General features: G+C 39.7%; 10 protein-coding genes. 8 read left to right on the top strand and 2 right to left on the bottom strand.

The window, feature by feature from the left end:
* Window positions 1–13: 13 nt before the first annotated feature.
* From glyA to T375_RS08680, 4 genes are all read left to right on the top strand, one after another.
* Complete coding sequence (gene glyA, locus T375_RS08665) at window positions 14–1,264, top strand: serine hydroxymethyltransferase (protein ID WP_044937376.1); 1,251 nt, start codon at window positions 14–16, stop codon at window positions 1,262–1,264.
* A gap of 37 nt (window positions 1,265–1,301) precedes the next feature.
* On the top strand, window positions 1,302–3,659 hold the full coding sequence (locus tag T375_RS08670; RefSeq protein ID WP_044937379.1) for a transporter substrate-binding domain-containing protein: 2,358 nt from the start codon (window positions 1,302–1,304) through the stop codon (window positions 3,657–3,659).
* Window positions 3,660–3,845: 186 nt separating this feature from the next.
* On the top strand, window positions 3,846–8,876 hold the full coding sequence (locus T375_RS08675; RefSeq protein ID WP_044937382.1) for a SpaA isopeptide-forming pilin-related protein: 5,031 nt from the start codon (window positions 3,846–3,848) through the stop codon (window positions 8,874–8,876).
* On the top strand, window positions 8,866–9,453 hold the full coding sequence (locus T375_RS08680) for a class D sortase (RefSeq protein ID WP_044937384.1): 588 nt from the start codon (window positions 8,866–8,868) through the stop codon (window positions 9,451–9,453). The genes T375_RS08675 and T375_RS08680 overlap by 11 nt, the downstream gene beginning before the upstream one ends.
* Window positions 9,454–9,484: 31 nt before the next feature.
* Here the strand turns inward: T375_RS08680 and T375_RS08685 are convergent, their stop codons facing one another.
* Window positions 9,485–10,297 carry a transglutaminase domain-containing protein gene (locus T375_RS08685; protein ID WP_081822012.1) on the bottom strand — a complete coding sequence of 271 codons (813 nt, stop codon included), beginning with the start codon at window positions 10,295–10,297 and terminating at the stop codon, window positions 9,485–9,487.
* Between the two features lie 277 nt (window positions 10,298–10,574).
* Between T375_RS08685 and hypB the strand changes: the two genes are divergently transcribed.
* The 4 genes from hypB to T375_RS13280 all read left to right on the top strand — a co-directional run bounded on the left by hypB (window position 10,575) and on the right by T375_RS13280 (window position 16,677).
* The gene (hypB, locus tag T375_RS08690) at window positions 10,575–11,246 is read left to right on the top strand and encodes a hydrogenase nickel incorporation protein HypB (protein ID WP_044937387.1); all 672 of its coding nucleotides are present in this window, start codon (window positions 10,575–10,577) and stop codon (window positions 11,244–11,246) included.
* Window positions 11,247–11,319: 73 nt separating this feature from the next.
* Entirely contained in the window at window positions 11,320–14,103 is a 2,784-nt protein-coding gene (locus T375_RS08695) for an FAD-dependent oxidoreductase (RefSeq protein ID WP_044937389.1), read from the top strand.
* A 701-nt stretch (window positions 14,104–14,804) separates the two neighbouring features.
* Window positions 14,805–15,806 carry an alpha/beta hydrolase gene (locus T375_RS08700; protein WP_044937391.1) on the top strand — a complete coding sequence of 334 codons (1,002 nt, stop codon included), beginning with the start codon at window positions 14,805–14,807 and terminating at the stop codon, window positions 15,804–15,806.
* Window positions 15,807–15,921: 115 nt separating this feature from the next.
* On the top strand, window positions 15,922–16,677 hold the full coding sequence (locus T375_RS13280) for a helix-turn-helix domain-containing protein (RefSeq protein WP_049960370.1): 756 nt from the start codon (window positions 15,922–15,924) through the stop codon (window positions 16,675–16,677).
* A gap of 53 nt (window positions 16,678–16,730) precedes the next feature.
* Here the strand turns inward: T375_RS13280 and T375_RS08710 are convergent, their stop codons facing one another.
* A complete protein-coding gene (locus tag T375_RS08710) occupies window positions 16,731–17,333 on the bottom strand; it encodes a cytidylate kinase-like family protein (RefSeq protein ID WP_044937393.1) in 603 nt (200 codons plus the stop codon).
* Between the last annotated feature and the right edge of the window lie 43 nt (window positions 17,334–17,376).

Consider the following 17,376-nt stretch of genomic DNA (forward strand, 5'->3'; position numbering starts at 1 on the left):
GAAAGGGATTATAATGTACACACTACAGGACATCAAAAACACAGATCCAGAAGTTGCAGAGGCAATTGTTAAGGAGTTCAATCGTCAGTCAGAGCACATCGAGCTTATCGCTTCAGAAAACTGGGTATCACCAGCAGTAATGTCTGCAATGGGCTCAGTACTTACAAACAAGTACGCTGAAGGCTATCCAGGAAAGCGCTACTACGGCGGTTGCGCAGAAGTAGATGTAATCGAAGAGCTTGCACGTGAGCGTGCAAAAGAGTTATTCGGTTGCGAATATGTAAACGTTCAGCCTCATTCTGGTGCACAGGCCAACATGGCAGTGCAGTTTGCAGTGCTTAAGCCAGGGGACACAGTTATGGGAATGAATTTGGATCACGGCGGACACCTTACACACGGTTCACCTGCCAACTTCTCTGGTACCTATTTCAACATTGTTCCTTATGGAGTAAACGATGATGGTTTCATCGATTACGATGAAGTAGAGCGTATAGCACTTGAGTGCAAGCCAAAGATGATTATTGCAGGAGCATCTGCATATTGTCGTAAGATTGATTTCAAGCGCTTCAGAGAAATCTGTGACAAAGTTGATGCAGTTCTGTTTGTGGACATGGCTCACATTGCTGGTCTTGTAGCAGCAGGTGTTCATGAGAGCCCAATCCCATATGCAGATATAGTTACCACCACTACACACAAGACTCTTCGTGGTCCTAGAGGTGGTATGATTATGGCAACAGCCGAGGCAAACGAAAAGTACAATTTCAACAAGGCTGTTTTCCCAGGAATCCAGGGTGGCCCACTTATGCATGTTATTGCAGGTAAGGCTGTATGCTTCAAGGAGGCATTGGACCCTTCATTCAAGGAATATGGTAAGCAGATTGTAAAGAATGCTCAGGCACTTTGCAAAGGCCTCCAGGATAGAGGTATTAAAATTGTTTCTGGTGGTACAGACAATCACTTGATGCTTATTGACCTTACACCATTTGAGCTTACAGGCAAGGTTGTTGAGAAGCTTCTTGATGATGCACATATCACTGCAAACAAAAACACAATTCCAAATGATCCAAAGTCGCCATTCGTAACATCTGGTATTCGTCTTGGCACACCAGCTGCTACAACACGTGGACTTAAGGAAGATGATTTCGACAAAGTTGCTGAAGCAATTGCTGTTGTTATCAAGGAGCAGGAAGCTGGCGTAGAAAAAGCTCGCAAAATCATAAAAGAAATTACAGATAAATATCCACTTTCTGGCGAAATGTGTTAAAGTAAAAGAAACAATAATTAATTTAGGGGATTGATTTATGAGGAGAGTTTCTTTTATAGGAAACCATTTGAAGAATTTGACATATCTGATAGTTATGGGCCTTGTTATATCTTTATTGCAAGGTCCTCTTTTTGTGTCTGCTTCAAATGTTCAACCTAAGACAGTTAAAATTGGCTACTATGAGAATGAAATATTCCAGGAAGGAGCCTCCGAAGATGCTATAAAATCAGGCTATGCCTACGAGTACTATATGAAGCTGTCTGAGTACACAGGATGGCGCTATGAGTATGTGTATGGCAGCTTTAATGAGCTTTATCAGATGTTACTGGATGGCGATATCGATATGCTTGCCGGCCTTGCTTATAAGGATGAAAGAGCTGATTTGATTGGCTATCCGGATATGGCAATGGGTACCGAATCCTACAATCTGGTTAAATATGAAAGTAATCATGAAATAACTAGTGATGTGGAGACGTTAGCGGGACATTCTATTGGTGTGCTTGATAGTGCCATGGCAGATGCATTAGATGAATATCTTGATAAATATAATGTAGATGCCGATGTGGTACGTTATGAATATACTGACGAGCTCACAGAAGATTTTGAAGCAGGAGTGGTAGATGTTCTTGCTGTCGAAGGTGAAGGTACAAATAAGAGAAGTGGTTACGAGGTTCTTTTGACCTTCGGAATGACGGATTACTATATTTGTGTCAGCAACAGCAGAGGTGACCTTCTAAAAGAATTGAATGCTGCGCAGACTGATTTATTTAATGACGAGCCATATTATACAGGCTCACTTAGTTCAAAGTATCATGGCTCCAGCGTATCAGCACAGGCATTGTCATCAGTTGAAAGAGCCTGGCTGGAAAATAATGATTCGTTGACGGTTGGCTATTTAAACAATTATCTTCCATACAGTTCTACAGATGTGTATGGAAATGTAACAGGTGTTATTAGAGAACTGATGCCTGCCATTTTCAATGCTATTGATGTGAACAATATCAGCGTGTCCTATGTGGGATATGATACATACGAAGATATGATGACTGCCATCAATAACGAAGAAATTGATGTTGCCTTTCCAGTAGGTGGTGGTATATATCACTCTGAGCAAAATGGTATTTACCAGACAGAGCCAATAGTTTCTATCAGTACTGAGCTGGTATTCGATAATGTTGTAGTTAATCCTAGCGCTGCTACATTTGCTGTAAATAGCAGTAATAGCATGCAGTACTATTACATAAAGACATATTATCCAGAGGCAGAGATAGTTTATTACGACAATATCGAACAGTGTTTGGAAGCTGTTATGAAGCATGAAGTTGATTGTACTACTCTCAATGGTTTGCGTGCAGGTGAGATTCTTAAGAATTACAAATACAATCGCTTATCCGTTAGACAGCTGTCAGAAAAAGATGCTAGATGCCTTGGCGTATTAATTGGTAATGACGGTTTGCTCCGTCTTTTAAACCGAGGTATTAATATTCTTGCAGATGATTATTCTGAGAGTATTGCTTACAAATATACTAAGGATTTATATAACTATTCATTTATAGACTGGCTGGATGATTATTTGATGGGCGTTCTTACTGTCATTGTATTGATTGTTGTTATTTCGGTGATAATCCTACATGTGAGAACAATTCGAAAGAATAGGGTGATACTTGCCCTTCGCAATTCCAACAAAAACCAATTAGTTCTGATTGAAAATATTGCAAGAAGTATCAAGGAGCCTATTACTGAAATTCACAATATTTCAAGTACAGCTAGTCAGGTGATGGACGATGAAAAACTAGTAAGTGATAGCTTGAAAAAGATTGCGGATGACAGCGAAGGCATCCAGACTACTGCCGACAAAATTATCGATGCAAGTATTCTTGATAAGGGCAGGCTGGTTCTTAATAAAGGAAAGGTTAACGTGGCGGCCTTTGCAAAAGATATTGAAGGCTATATACAGCCACGGGCTGATGCGAAAGGTATTAATTATTCTGTAAAGACAAAGAAGATTAAGACCAAAGATATTATGGTTGATCGAGAACGATTGACTCAGGCAATAACAGCGGTTGTTGATAATTCACTTAAGTTTACAGGTGCAGGTGGTACCATAAAGGTAACAGTGGAAGAACAGCCTTGCAGCAACATGAGCATGGCAAGGATGGCTTTCACCATCAAGGATGACGGTATTGGCATGAGCGATGAGTTTAAAGACATTGCCTTTGATGCTTTCACTAAAGAGGAAAATGCGTTGGAAGCAAATCTTACAGGCGTCGGCCTGGGACTTACCATCACCAAAAAGCTTGTGGAGCTTATGGGCGGTTATGTCACACTTATGTCGAAAAAGAACTTAGGAACAGAAGTAACAATGGTTTTGGATTGCAAAATTAGTTACAATTAAACGGATAAGACTGGTTTTTTGCCAGTCTTATTTTTTTGTCGCCTAAATGTCTGAAAATACAATTTTAGAACAAGGATTGTATTGACTTTAAAACATTACATTTTATAATAATAAACTGGTTTGGAATGATTTAGTTTCCAGGTGGGGAGGCAAGAGTTTTGTGGCATAAGAAGGGAACTATAGATAATGAAAAAAAGGATTATGGCGGCAGTGCTGGGCTTTGCTATTATATTTAGCACCTTCAGCTCAGATTTAGTGTCGCAGGCAGAGGGGATTGACGGGGTTATTGAAGAGACTGTGGATTCGGAGGAGACGGAAGAAATCGAAGATTCTACAGTTGTCGAAGATTCTTCAGAAATTGAAGAAGTAATTTCTGAGAGTGAAGAAGAAATAACTAGTGAGGAACAGGTTTCAGAGGATAACGAGGTTGCTTTTTCTATGACTAAGGTTGTAGATGGAGTAGAGATTCTTGTCCAAGCACCAGAAGGAGTTCTTCCAGAGGGGGCAAGCTTTCAAGCTGTAGCTATCACAGATGACAGCTCTATAACAAAAATTCAGGATTCAATTGAGTCTCAGCTTTCTGATGACAAATCAGTTACAGATGTTAAGGCATTCGATATCACAATTTATGATTCCAATGGCAATGAAGTGCAGCCTAATACTGATAAAGGAACAGTAAAGGTAACATTTAATAATGTGGATACTGCCAGCGCACAAGCTGATTCCGGCAAGGATATGGAAGTATTCCATATTACAGATACATTGGCGTCAGCTGAGGAAGTTAGCTCTTCTATTGGAGATGGTCAGGTTAGCTTTGAGGCAGAGCATTTTTCACTTTATGTAGTTGTATCTGTTGAGGATAATGAATCGGACAGTTCTCAGAAATTAGACGAGACTGCACTTATAGATAATGTGGTTGTTAAGAACGGTGAAACAGAACTTTCTACATCAGGCGATAATGATGTAAGCTTTGCGGACGGATTGTCTGTTACATATAAGTTTAAAGAGAATATTGTAGTTGCAACAGACCCTAACGTAATAGACGGTGACTATGTCATCCTAAAACAAGGTAATACATATAAATTACCGACCATTGATGTATCAAAACTAAAGCTTAGTGGTACTGGTACTCTAACTGCATCTGTAGATTTAACAGATGAGGCTACAAAAACAACCACACACATAGGCGACATATTAGTAGATACTTCTACTGGAGAGGTTACATTGCAAATAGCATCAGGCGTTGTTGATGGAACCAGCATTAAAATTGATGATTTCACTATTTCATTTTCGTTGAATAAAGATAGCATCGGCACAGCTACGGAGTATAAGTTTGAAATTGGTGGTCAAACATACAGCTTATCAATTAGTGATAATATTGCTAAAGAGCCAACAATGAAAACAAGTGGAGCGGTGGCAGATGGTACAGAAACTGTTACATGGACTACCACTATTACTAATGATGCTAATCCAATTGATTATTCTAGTACGGGTTATGTATTTACTGGAGTTTTGGATAAGTCACAGATCCTAGATAAGAGCAGTTTTAAGATAACTACTAACGATAAGGATGTTACGGATACATCAAAATTATCGGTTACTCCAAATGCTGATGGCACAACCACTATTACTTACGTGATAGATGGAGATAAGGTTGATAAAAAAAATAGTGGTTCGACAGTTATTACATACAACACATCAGTGGACTTCTTAGGAAATGGGGGAGCTGCAAAGGCTTCTAGCTCTAAGACTGTCACTAATGATGTAAGCATTGCTGAATCCACAACGTCTACAGAGAATATTGCTGATGCTACTGGAAGTGTGGCAGTAGCTGCTGTAAAGGCTGTTCCAATCATTGCAAAGGCTATTAATAACACTGACGGAAGGTTCACAAAAGATAGCAATGATAATGGTGTTGGAAGTTGGACTATTACAGTTAATTCAGGTGGATATGCACTTCAGAATCTTATAATTTACGATTATATGGTTCTTGGAGATAGTTCCACTGATTACAAATTTACTTTGGATGAATCATCTGTAGAAGTAAAAAGTGGAGATAATACTCTTACTAAAGGTTCGAATTATAAGCTTGTAACAACAGCTGGTACTAATTCAGATGGTAATGCTTATAGTTGGTATATTGAATTTACTAGTGTGCAAGCAGATAAAAAATATACAATTACATACAACACATTATTATCAAATTACACCCAGTATCTTCGTACGAATCATTCCACAGCCCCATATAATAATGCTTTTATGACATATGAGTATGAAAAAGGAACAGGAACTTGGGTGCAGGTGGAAGGCCCTTCAATGGAGGTAGCAAGTACTATCACTACAAATGCAGGTATTTCAGTATCTACTGGAACCAGTAGCAAATACGATGCTTCAACACATCAGATTACATGGACCGTTACAGTAAACAAAGAAGCGCAAGGTTTGACAGGGGCAGTTATAACAGACGTTATACCATCAGACCAGACTTACGTTTCATCTACAATATCGGATGATGTAAGTGGAGCCAGAGTTACAGAAGACGGAAATACTATTACATTTGATATAGGTGATGCTGCAAATGAAAAACCTATTACATTTGAAGTAGTCACTCAGCTTACAGATGATCAATACGATGATTTCTGGGCACAGAATGTTGAGAAAACATATTATAATCCATTCACTTTGACAGCGAAGGAACTTTCTACAGATGGACTTACAGTAACAGCAAGCTGTGACTGTACAAGTAAGGTTATTGAATTAACAGCAAGCGATTATAATTATGACACTCATGAGATAATATATACTATTGTGGTTAACGATAATAAAATGCTCATGAATGGTATTTCAGTAGCAGATGACTTAGCTTCTATTGGCTTAGAACTTGTTGATGGAACGGTTAAGCTTGATGGAACATTGCTTTCAAGCGGTACATCTACTGGGGCTCGTTATTCATATACAAATGGCAAACTTACGGTATATGCAGATGATGTTTCTAGCAGTGAAGTGGGAACTGATGCAGCAAAATCTACTATTACATTCACTGCAAAGGTCACTGATGAAACACTATTATCTGCAACAGCCAATTCTCAGGAGTTGACTATTGAAAATACTGCAACATTATCAGCAACTACTGAGTATAAGGATGCTTTTACTGAGACGGACTCAGAAACAACAACGTTTAATGATAATATCATTATTAAATCTGCTTCAGTAGATTCAGATAGTCTTAGTGTGGCTTATGTAGTTACTTTTAACGCTAATCAGATTGAGCTTCCAGAAAATGTATTAATAACAGATACACTGGGGGCAAGCATGGATTTAGATTTATCTTCCGTGAAACTATATATTGGTAAAGTAAATGCATCAACAGGCGAAGTTACAAATAGCGGTACAGAAGCAACTGGCTATACAGTTTCTACTGCTGTAAATGACAGCAATCAGACTGTGCTTTCGGTAAAGCTTGAAAACTTAGCAGGAAATAAAGATGCGTATTATTTAACATATTCTGCATCTGCTACTGATTTTGATGCTAACGATTATGGAAATGCTGTTTCAATAAGTGGTTATACTAATACAGTTATATCAACAGTAAACGTTGAGGCAAAGATTTTAGCTAAAGTTAGTGGAACGGCATCGTCATTGCCAAAGATTGTGATAACAAATGTGGATGCAGATGATAACGCGGTAGTCCTTGCTAATTCAACATTTGTTATAAAAGATACAGATGACAATGTGGTTAGAACCATTGTTACAAAGGCTGATGGTACTGCAAGAACCATTGGTGGAAAGCTAAAAAATGGTTCAACATATACAATAACTCAGGTATCCGTCCAGGATGACTACGTGCTAGTGTCAGATCCTGTGGAGGTTACTATAACAAATAATGCAGCAAATATCACAATTGAGAATAAAAAGCTTTCAAAGGATATTTCTATTGCAAAGACTGATGGTCTTGGAAATGCAGTAGAAGGCGCTTCACTACAGATTACATGGGTTAATTCAAGTGGTGATACAATTACAGCAGATACCTGGACATCAAATTCGCAAACTCACAGCTTTACAGCTAGTTATGGTGTTGAATATACATTAGCAGAAACAGAAACACCTTTTGGATATGCGAATGCTTCGGATATTCATTTCAAGGTTACAGATGGTCAATTATATCAGTATGTAAATGGCAAATGGGTACAAAAAGATTCTCTAGAGATGGTAGATGCGCCTCTTGATACATGTGAGGTTTCTATCAGCAAAGTTTCTGCTGGTCAAGGAAATGAGCTTGTTGGGGCAGAGCTTATTATAAGTGAAAATCCCGACGCTACTCAGGCTGAAACTGATTATGTAGCTAAATGGACATCAGACGGTGTAGCAAAGAAATTTGCTCTTCCTAGTGGAACTTACTATTTGTATGAAATATCAGCTCCAACAGGATACACTGTGGCTGATAGCATTTCTTTTAAGATTACAAATGATTACAAGCTTCAGATTGCAGATGAGGATGGCAATTTTGTGGATGCAGAAGATACTGTGATTACCATGATTGACGAATATGATTCATCAACGAAGGCTACTATTACTATTAGTCCTGAAACATTAGGTATTAATCCTGCACTTTTCACTTCAATGAAATTTGCTTTGTATACATTTAATACAACTACTAACAAGTTAGAGCTGGTTGAACCTACAAGCTATAACGAAGAAACTGGTGAGTATACATATGAACTTAATTATCAGGATGAATATGTAATCAAGCCAGAGGGCGAAATAGAAGGATATGATCCTGTTGCACCACTTACTATTAAGGTAATGGATAGCCAAGAGGATAGTGATGGACAGAATACTCCTGTTATTATGTCGAAGACATTTGGCGGTGAATACACAACAACATCACTTGGAACAATTGGTGCGTTGGTAACACCACAGCTCACTCCTATAGTTCCTACAGCAGAGTCATCATCAACATCTGGTACTCAATCAACCGATGCTACATCTACTGTCTACTATGGCAGTGCAGCAGTATCTACTACAGATGATGGATTGGTATTGAAGGATAAAGACATAGAAGCTGGGGCTGATTTGGCAAACACAAGTGAGACTGCCCCACGCCTTGCAAAAACAGGCGGCTTTGTAGGTACATTGTTTGGATATCTCACAGCAGTGGCGCTTATCATTGCTGGTTTGTATTTGACACTTGGAAAGAAAAAGGAACATGACAAATAAACAATCTATTAAAAAGATAATAGGTTTAACGTTAATCGCATTGGGACTGGGCTTATTGCTCAGTTCTATTGCATTAAACCTAAAGCAATACTATTCGAAAAAGAAGACGGTGAAGGAGTTCAAGGAATACATTGAAAGCGGTGACGCATTTCTTGATACAGATGGCAATGAAGCTGTCACAGGAGATATGCTTTACATTCTTCGAATTCCATCTATCGATTCAGAAAATCCTGTGAGAGAGGGTACAGAAAGGAATGTGTTATCAGATTCTCTTGGACACGAATCGGGAACTGCTTTTGCAGGAGAGGAAGGCAACTGCGTAATCGCTGGCCACCGTAATTACAACTTCGGCAAATATTTTAATCGTCTTGATGAGGTTGAGATAGATGATTTGATTTATCTGGATTCAGCCACAGAAACATACACATATGTGGTTACAGACATTCAGGTGGTGGACCCTACAGATGTGGAGATTCTAGAACCTATCGAAGGCAAAGAAACACTTACTCTCTATACCTGCACACCTATTTACATAGCAACGCACCGCTTGGTAATCATAGCTGAGCGAGTGATATAACAAAAGCCGGCCTGGTTTTCAGGCTGGCTTTTTAGTTACACGCCACGATTCTTCCGGACAGGCTCGAGCGGCTGTGGTCGGAAGCAAAAGCGGCGTCGCTTTTATTGAAATAATCATAGGATGTTACTCCAATGCATTCAGAGATTGAATCGTCCCAAGTCAAATCCACGTTGTAAAACTTTCCATCAATCTTAACGATGTTCCAGGCGTGGGTGCTTCCCATGGAAGTTCCAGTTACATAATAGCAGGTTATGCCAAGGCGCTGGCAGGCTGCCTGAAATGCTCTGGCGTATCCGGCACATACTGAGGTGCCTGTTGTAAGAGCAGAGTAAGCGCTTTGATTCATATGGTTGTCAGGATCGTATGTGTTCATTTGACAGATAGTGTCATGCAAATATTTCTCCTGGTCTACCTGGCTGGTGAATTGCTTTGCACCAGAAACCAGCGAATTCAAAACACCGTTGAAATTTGCTTGAGCCTGAGGCAATTCATCCTTTGTAATGCAGAATTTTAGTCGAACTTTATGAACGATATTAGATGAATCTACGGCATATTGATAAGATGTGTACACCCAGAAAAGCTCTGGATGATCGTTGAATAAAGAATTCATTGTATCTTCCAGGCTTTTTTCAGATATAGGAGTATCCAATACAAAAAGCTCGTCATTGAAGTTCATGATATTTTGGTAAATCTGATTATATACGGAAAGTTGGTCCGAATTAAGAAGTTGTAAATATGGGTATAAAGGTTCACTTGAAGTGAGCGCAGTGCTGGTAAATGTGGTAGAATGTATGCTAAATATTAATGTAATTAAAAGACAAATCGAACAAACTCTGTTTTTCATATCTCATCACCCAAAATAGTAGTTTTCAAAGGAAAATCATCCTATTATCAGATTATAATTTTAAATGGTGAATAAAATTTGTACAAAGCCCGTGTTCACAAAGAATTCACAGTGATAATACACACCCTGTGTAATAAAGTAGCTTTGTCCTAGAATTTATACCGGTTTGTGGCGAAAAAACTTATTGACAATTTTTTATCAATTAGAGTATATTATATATACAGGAAACTGAAAAAATGAGTTAGAGTTTACTAACAGAATTTGGTTAGGAGAGCTTATGCTAGATTACAAAATCATCGAAGTTAAGCAGAGCATCTTTGAGGACAACGATGCAGATGCTGATAAGCTCAGACAGGAGATTAAAGAACAGAAAACATTTCTTGTTAATCTGATGTCCGCTCCTGGTTCTGGCAAAACAACCACATTATGCCAAACAATCGCACGTCTTAAGGACGAAATGCAAATCGGTGTAATGGAGGCAGATATTGATTCTGATGTGGACGCTGCCACAATTACTGCGGCAGGAGCACGTGCAATTCAGATACATACAGGGGGAATGTGCCATCTTGATGCAGATATGACCCGTCAGGGCTTGCATGAGTTTGGAACAGAAGACTTAGATCTTGTCTTCCTGGAAAACGTTGGTAATTTAGTTTGTCCAGCGGAATTTGATACCGGTTCATCAAAGAACGCCATGATTCTCTCTGTTCCCGAGGGAGACGACAAACCACTTAAGTACCCACTGATGTTTTCAGTGTGTGATGTAGTGCTTATCAACAAATGCGACACACTTCCAGTGTTTAGCGAATTCTCAAAGGAGGCTGTTGTGGAACGAATCCACAGTCTTAATCCTAATGCAAAGGTTATCTTTGTTTCAGCAAAAACTGGCGAAGGATTCGATGAGTGGATTGACTGGTTGAGGGGCCAGGTTCAGCAGTGGCAGGCTTAATGCTTGGAATTGAGACTTTTTGAGGGAAGTATAAATATTATTTTTTTTAGGGCAATTAAAGGAGGAAATTAATATGGGTATCGGACCAGACAATTTGGGCGATTTTTATCCTGATTGGGTAAATGATTTAAAGGATGAAGATTTACGTCCAGAAATTCTTCAGCTTGGAAAGGTAATCACAGATAGAGCTAAAATCAAGCTTGGTCTTCAGAAGATTACAAAGTACGATCCAGAGTACTGGGCTGTAGCAAATCTTGCACCTACAAAGGAAATTGCAGAGCTTGCACTTTCTATGGGTGGCATTAGAAAGCCAAAGACATTCAAGGAACTTCTTGAAATCACTGGCCTTGATGAAAAGACACTTGAGGAAAGACTTGAGAAAGCTAGCTGGACAGGTCTTTTAGAGTGGAACTATGAGAACGAAGCTCACGAAAAGCAGTGGGTACTTCCTATGTTCGTTCCAGGTTCTGCAGAGTTCTCAAATATGAATCAGGATTTCTTGGCTGAGCATCCTGAGATGGGACGTTTCTTTGAGAGAATGAGCCGTCTTCCACTTGAGGGACTTACACACATGGTACCACCAGGAGGCGCTGGTATTGGTATGCACGTTATCCCTGTAGAGGACGCTATTTCAATGGAGCAGGAAGCAATCGGACTTGAGAAGATTTCTTACTGGCTCGATAAATACGAAGGAAAGTATGCTAAGTCACCATGTTCTTGCCGTCTTTCTAGAAAGACATATGACGAGGGCTGCGCTGATGATCCAGAAGGATGGTGTATCGCAGTTGGTGATATGGCAGACTACGTTGTTGAGACAAACAAGGGTGGTGTTTACATCACTCGTGAAGAAGCTCTTGAGATTTTCAAGCAGGCTGAGGACAACGGCTTCGTTCACCAGATCACAAATATCGATGGCGAGAACAAAATCTTCGCTATCTGTAACTGTAATGTAAATGTATGTTATGCACTTCGTACATCACAGCTTTTCAATACTCCAAACATGTCACGTTCAGCATATGTTGCTCACGTTACAGCTGAGGATTGCGTTGCTTGTGGTAAGTGTGTTGAGAACTGCCCAGCTGGTGCTGTTAAGCTTGGTCAGAAGCTTTGCAAGGCTGATGGTTCACAGGTTGAGTATCCAAAGCAGGTTCTTCCAACAGAGCGCAAGTGGTCAACAGACGAGTGGAACGACAACTATCGTGACACAAATAGAATCAACTGCTATGACACAGGTACAGCTCCATGTAAGACAGCTTGTCCTGCACATATCGCTATCCAGGGTTACCTTCGTATGGCAGCTCAGGGACGTTACAAAGAAGCTCTTGCTCTTATTAAGCAGGACAATCCACTTCCAGCAATCTGCGGTCGTGTATGTAACAGACGTTGCGAGGCAGCTTGTACACGTGGAACAATCGATGAGGCAATTGCAATCGATGAAGTTAAGCGTTTCTTAGCAGAGATGGATCTTAAGTCAGAGACACGCTACATCCCTAAGAAGATCGTTCCTTCACAGAAGGGTGAGTTCACAGAGAAGGTAGCTATTATTGGTGCAGGTCCTGCAGGTCTTTCTTGTGCTTACTTCTTAGCACTTAAGGGCTACAAGCCTACAATCTTTGAAAAGAGCAAGTATCCAGGTGGTATGCTTCGTTACGGTATTCCATCATTCGTACTTGAGAACAATGTTATCGACGCTGAAATCGAAATCATCAAGGAGCTTGGTGTAGAGATTAAGTGTGGCGTTGAAGTTGGTAAGGATATTTCACTTGATGAGTTACGTAGCCAGGGCTACAAGGCATTCTACGTAGCTATTGGTTGCCAGGGTGGTAACAAGCCAGGCGTACCAGGTGATGATGCTATCGGTACAGCAACAGCTGTTGATTTCCTTCACGAGTGCTCAGAGAACGAGAAATACGATATCAAGGGTGACCTTGTTGTTATCGGTGGTGGTAACGTTGCTATCGACGTTGCTCGTTCAGCTAGACGTGTTGGAAACGAAAAGGTTTCTATGTTCTGTCTTGAGAGCAGAGATATCATGCCTGCATCTCCAGAGGAAATCGAAATCGTTGAGGCAGAGGGCGTTGAGCTTAACTGCGGATGGGGACCAAAGGAGGTTCTCGTTGATGAGGCAGGAGCTGTTAAGGGAATCGTTCTTAAGAAGTGTACTCGTGTTAAGGACGAGACAGGTAGATTCTCTCCACAGTACGATGAGAATGATACAATCACTGTAGAGTGTAAGCACGTTATCTTCTCAGTAGGACAGCGTAGCGTATACGGAGATCTCTTCAAGGGTTCTAAGGTTGTTATCGAGAGAGGCCCTAAGGCTGATGCTCTTACATACCAGACAGATGAGCCAGATATCTTTGTTGGTGGTGATATGTACACAGGCCCACGTTTTGCTATCGATGCTATCGCAGCAGGTCGTGAGGGAGCTATTTCAATCCACAGATTTGTACAGCCACACAGCTCACTTACAATCGGACGTAACCGTCGTGACTTTATCGAGCTTGATAAGGAAAACATCAAGATTGGTGATTATGATCATAGCGCACGTCAGATTCCGGGCGTTTCAAAGACAACTGTTGATGGAGAGCTTACATTCCGCGACAAGACAGTAGAGCTTACAGAGGAGCAGATTAAGAAAGAGACAGCTAGATGTCTCAAGTGTGGTGCTTCAGTAGTAGATGAGAATAAGTGTATTGGTTGTGGTGTATGTACAACTAAGTGCGAATTCGATGCTATCAAGCTTTACAGAGAGCATCCAGAGTGTTCAAAGATGACTCCATCTGAGGACAAGCTTAAGTATGTTCTTCCTAACGGATTAAAGCAGCGTATTAAGGTTGCTTTCAAGCACAGATAATTAAATAAACTATAGGTTGATAAACAACCCGTTACGGCTACAAGCCTGATGAATTCTTCGCTCGGCAACACGCCTCGCTTAAGAATTATCAGAGCTTGATGCCTACGGGTTGTTTTTTAATAGTATGTATTATTGTAGCTTGATAGTTAACCATGGCTTTTTTATATCTAAGTATTATCATGGCTTGATAGTTACCCAAAATACTTGGGGGTTGAGAAAATGATTATTTAGTTAAGTTTAAAAGTGATAATGGTATATTTCACTTAAAAAGTGGAAGAGTGGTTAAGTGTATATGAGAAAAAAAGAAATAAACTTAAAATAAGTTAAAAATATTTAGGTTATTTTAAGTTTATTTTCAAGATTAGAATATTCACTTAACTATTTTAGGTGTTAGTTAAGTTTATTCATGTTTATGAATAATAAACTTAACAAACTAAAAAATTAGAAACAAAAAGTTAAGTTTATTTTTGGTGAAAAGCAAATTCACTTAAGTGGATTTCTCAGTTTTAAGTGAAAGTTATTGAATAATGAAATTCACTTAAATGTTAGTAGATTTATATATAAGTGAATTTGAGAAATTCATAGATGAAACTTAACTGTAAATAAATTGCTAATATCATAAGTAAATAAAGATAATTCAATTTATTTTGTGGCAGAGAATAGGTATATATTATGCTATTATATAGGCATAGGAGGGATATATGCGAAATATTTATTTATTTGCAAACGGATTTGGCGAGACGGTGAGAACACTGATTATCGCGTATCTTATTCTTACATTCGTATTTACGGTATATTCTGTAGCCAGAATGTACTATATTGAGCATAAATCAAATAATGTGAAGGGCGGTAGAGCCAGAGTAAAAGAGCTGCAGACATCCGGTAGATTTAGGCAAATTCCGGTGTATTCCATGGAGGAAATGTCTAAGGATAAACATAAAAGAGATGTTAGGCTTATGTATTTTCCAGCAGATAACCCTAAGAGCAAGCGATTTGTAGTTGTTCTTCCCGGTGGAGGTTATGCACATCTTTGCACAAAGCAAGAGGGATATCCCGTTGCGGCAGCCTTAAATAAAATGGGGATTAATGCATTTGTTTTGGAATATCGTGCTGGAAGAGATTGCGAAGCCTTTGCTCCAATGGAGGATTTAGGAGTGGCTCTTCGCCTTATCTCAGAAAATGCTGATAAATATAATGTTCAGATGGATGGATATGGGCTTATTGGTTTTTCTGCTGGAGGAAACTTAGCGGGAATCTTCTCTAGCCATAAATATGGATATATGGATTTTGGTTTACCAAAGCCAGGAGCTGTCATATTAGGATATCCTTGGACTTGTGTTAACGATTGGCTTCATCATCCTTACTGGAACATTTGGATTGGTTTGATGGGCATTTGGCTTAGCAACAGAGGCAGCTTCCATATGTTTGGATTACGTCACATCAGAAGAGGTCGTGTGCTTCTAGATGTGCAGAAATATATTGAAGATGATTACCCACCAACCTTCATGTATTCAGGCTCTTGGGATGTTCTTGTTCCTGCAAGTCGTCATGCTGATGTTTTTGAAAGCGCCCTCAAGGCACATGGCGTTAATCATATCTATGAGAAGTACTTTGGTGTACCTCATGGCATTGGCCTTGGCATTCGCACAAAGGCTGAAGGCTGGCTTGATAGGGCAGTAGAGTTCTGGGAGTCAGTAATCTAGGGAGTTCTAGTTTCCGTGGAGTTTGATTCTAGGCGGATTCTAGCATACATAGGTTTATTCTAGGCGTCTTTTCTTATAGCCTAAAGGTGTAACAAAAGAAGCGGCAGGAGGTCACATGTTAGATTTAATAAAGACAGGTTCATTTATTTCTGAGATGAGAAAGGAAAAAGGACTTACACAAAAACAATTGGCAGATCAGGTGGGAGTCAGTGATAAAGCAGTTTCCAGATGGGAGACTGGCAAAGGATTGCCTGACACCAGCATCATGCCAGAACTGTGCAAGGCACTTGATATTAATGTAAATGAGCTGTTATCCGGTGAGCGCCTGAACGCTGAGGCATATAGTGGAAAGGCGGAAGAAATAATGGTTAGTTTAGTAAAGGATGTTCAGGAGAATAAGAATGACAAAAAATCAGTAGTGCTAGGTTTAGCATTAGGCTTTGTATTGCTGATGTTAGGGCTGATTGGTATAGTTACAGTCAGCGGAAGCAGAGTAGTATATTTCCTTGATATTCCATCAGCAGTTTTTGTACTGGCGATACAGCTTATTGTTTTAGGAGCTGGTGGGCAGATGAAAAGTTTTCTGGGAGCATTTAAGCTGATTTTTGGAAAGAAAGCAGAGATAGAGGACGATGTTGCATTGGAAGCCGCAAAATGCGAATTTGCTATGAAATACGCCCAAAGAGGGGCAATTCTTGGCGGAATACTTTCCAGCATAATGGGATTTGTAGCAGTGCTTGCTATAGTGTGGAGTGAGTCACCAGATACAATTGGGCCAAACATGGCGGTAGCAGTGCTGTCATTGTTTTATGGAGTGTTATTCGTATTAATATTAATGCCTATCCAGGGTCGTTTGCACAGAATGCAATAAAAAAGCTAAATGTAATAGTCTTTGTCTATTACATTTAGCTTTTTTGTTTCTATTTATTCAGGGAATGCTGCTGCTAAATCGCAGATTGTCTTTACACACATTCCTTCACCCAGGGTGCCGCTATCAAGGATTACATCATATTCACGGAAGTCGCCCCAATTCTTGTCAGTGTAGTACTTGTAATATGTTTTACGCTGTTTGTCTTTCTTTGCAAGTCTCTTTTCAATGCTGACATTCTCGATATTTTCATAGCGCTCTAAAACACGTTTCTTTCTATGCTCCATATCTGCGTGAATCATAACATTCATGCAACGAACTCCCTCTTTTCTAAGGATATAATCAGCACAACGTCCAACAATTACACATGGTCCTTTGCTTGCGCAGTCAAGGATGACTTTTTTCTGTGCAATAAAGATTTCATCCTGTGGGCTCTGGAAGTACATTGTTCCTGCCGCAGAGATATCAAACCACATTGCTGTGGATGAAGTGTACTCACCCTGAGTCTCTATAAGTTCTTTTGCATAACCGCTTTCAACTGCTACGCGATTAACAATTTCTCCGTCATAAAATGGGATGTTCAACTGTTTTGCCACAGCCTCGCCTATGCTATGACCGCCGCTGCCAAATTCTCTTGAGATGGTAATTACTGGATACATAGTTGTTCCCTCCAATCACATTTGATTTGATACTTTTCTTACT

It is taken from the genome of Pseudobutyrivibrio sp. LB2011 (assembly GCF_000701765.1).
Lineage (GTDB): Bacteria > Bacillota > Clostridia > Lachnospirales > Lachnospiraceae > Pseudobutyrivibrio > Pseudobutyrivibrio ruminis.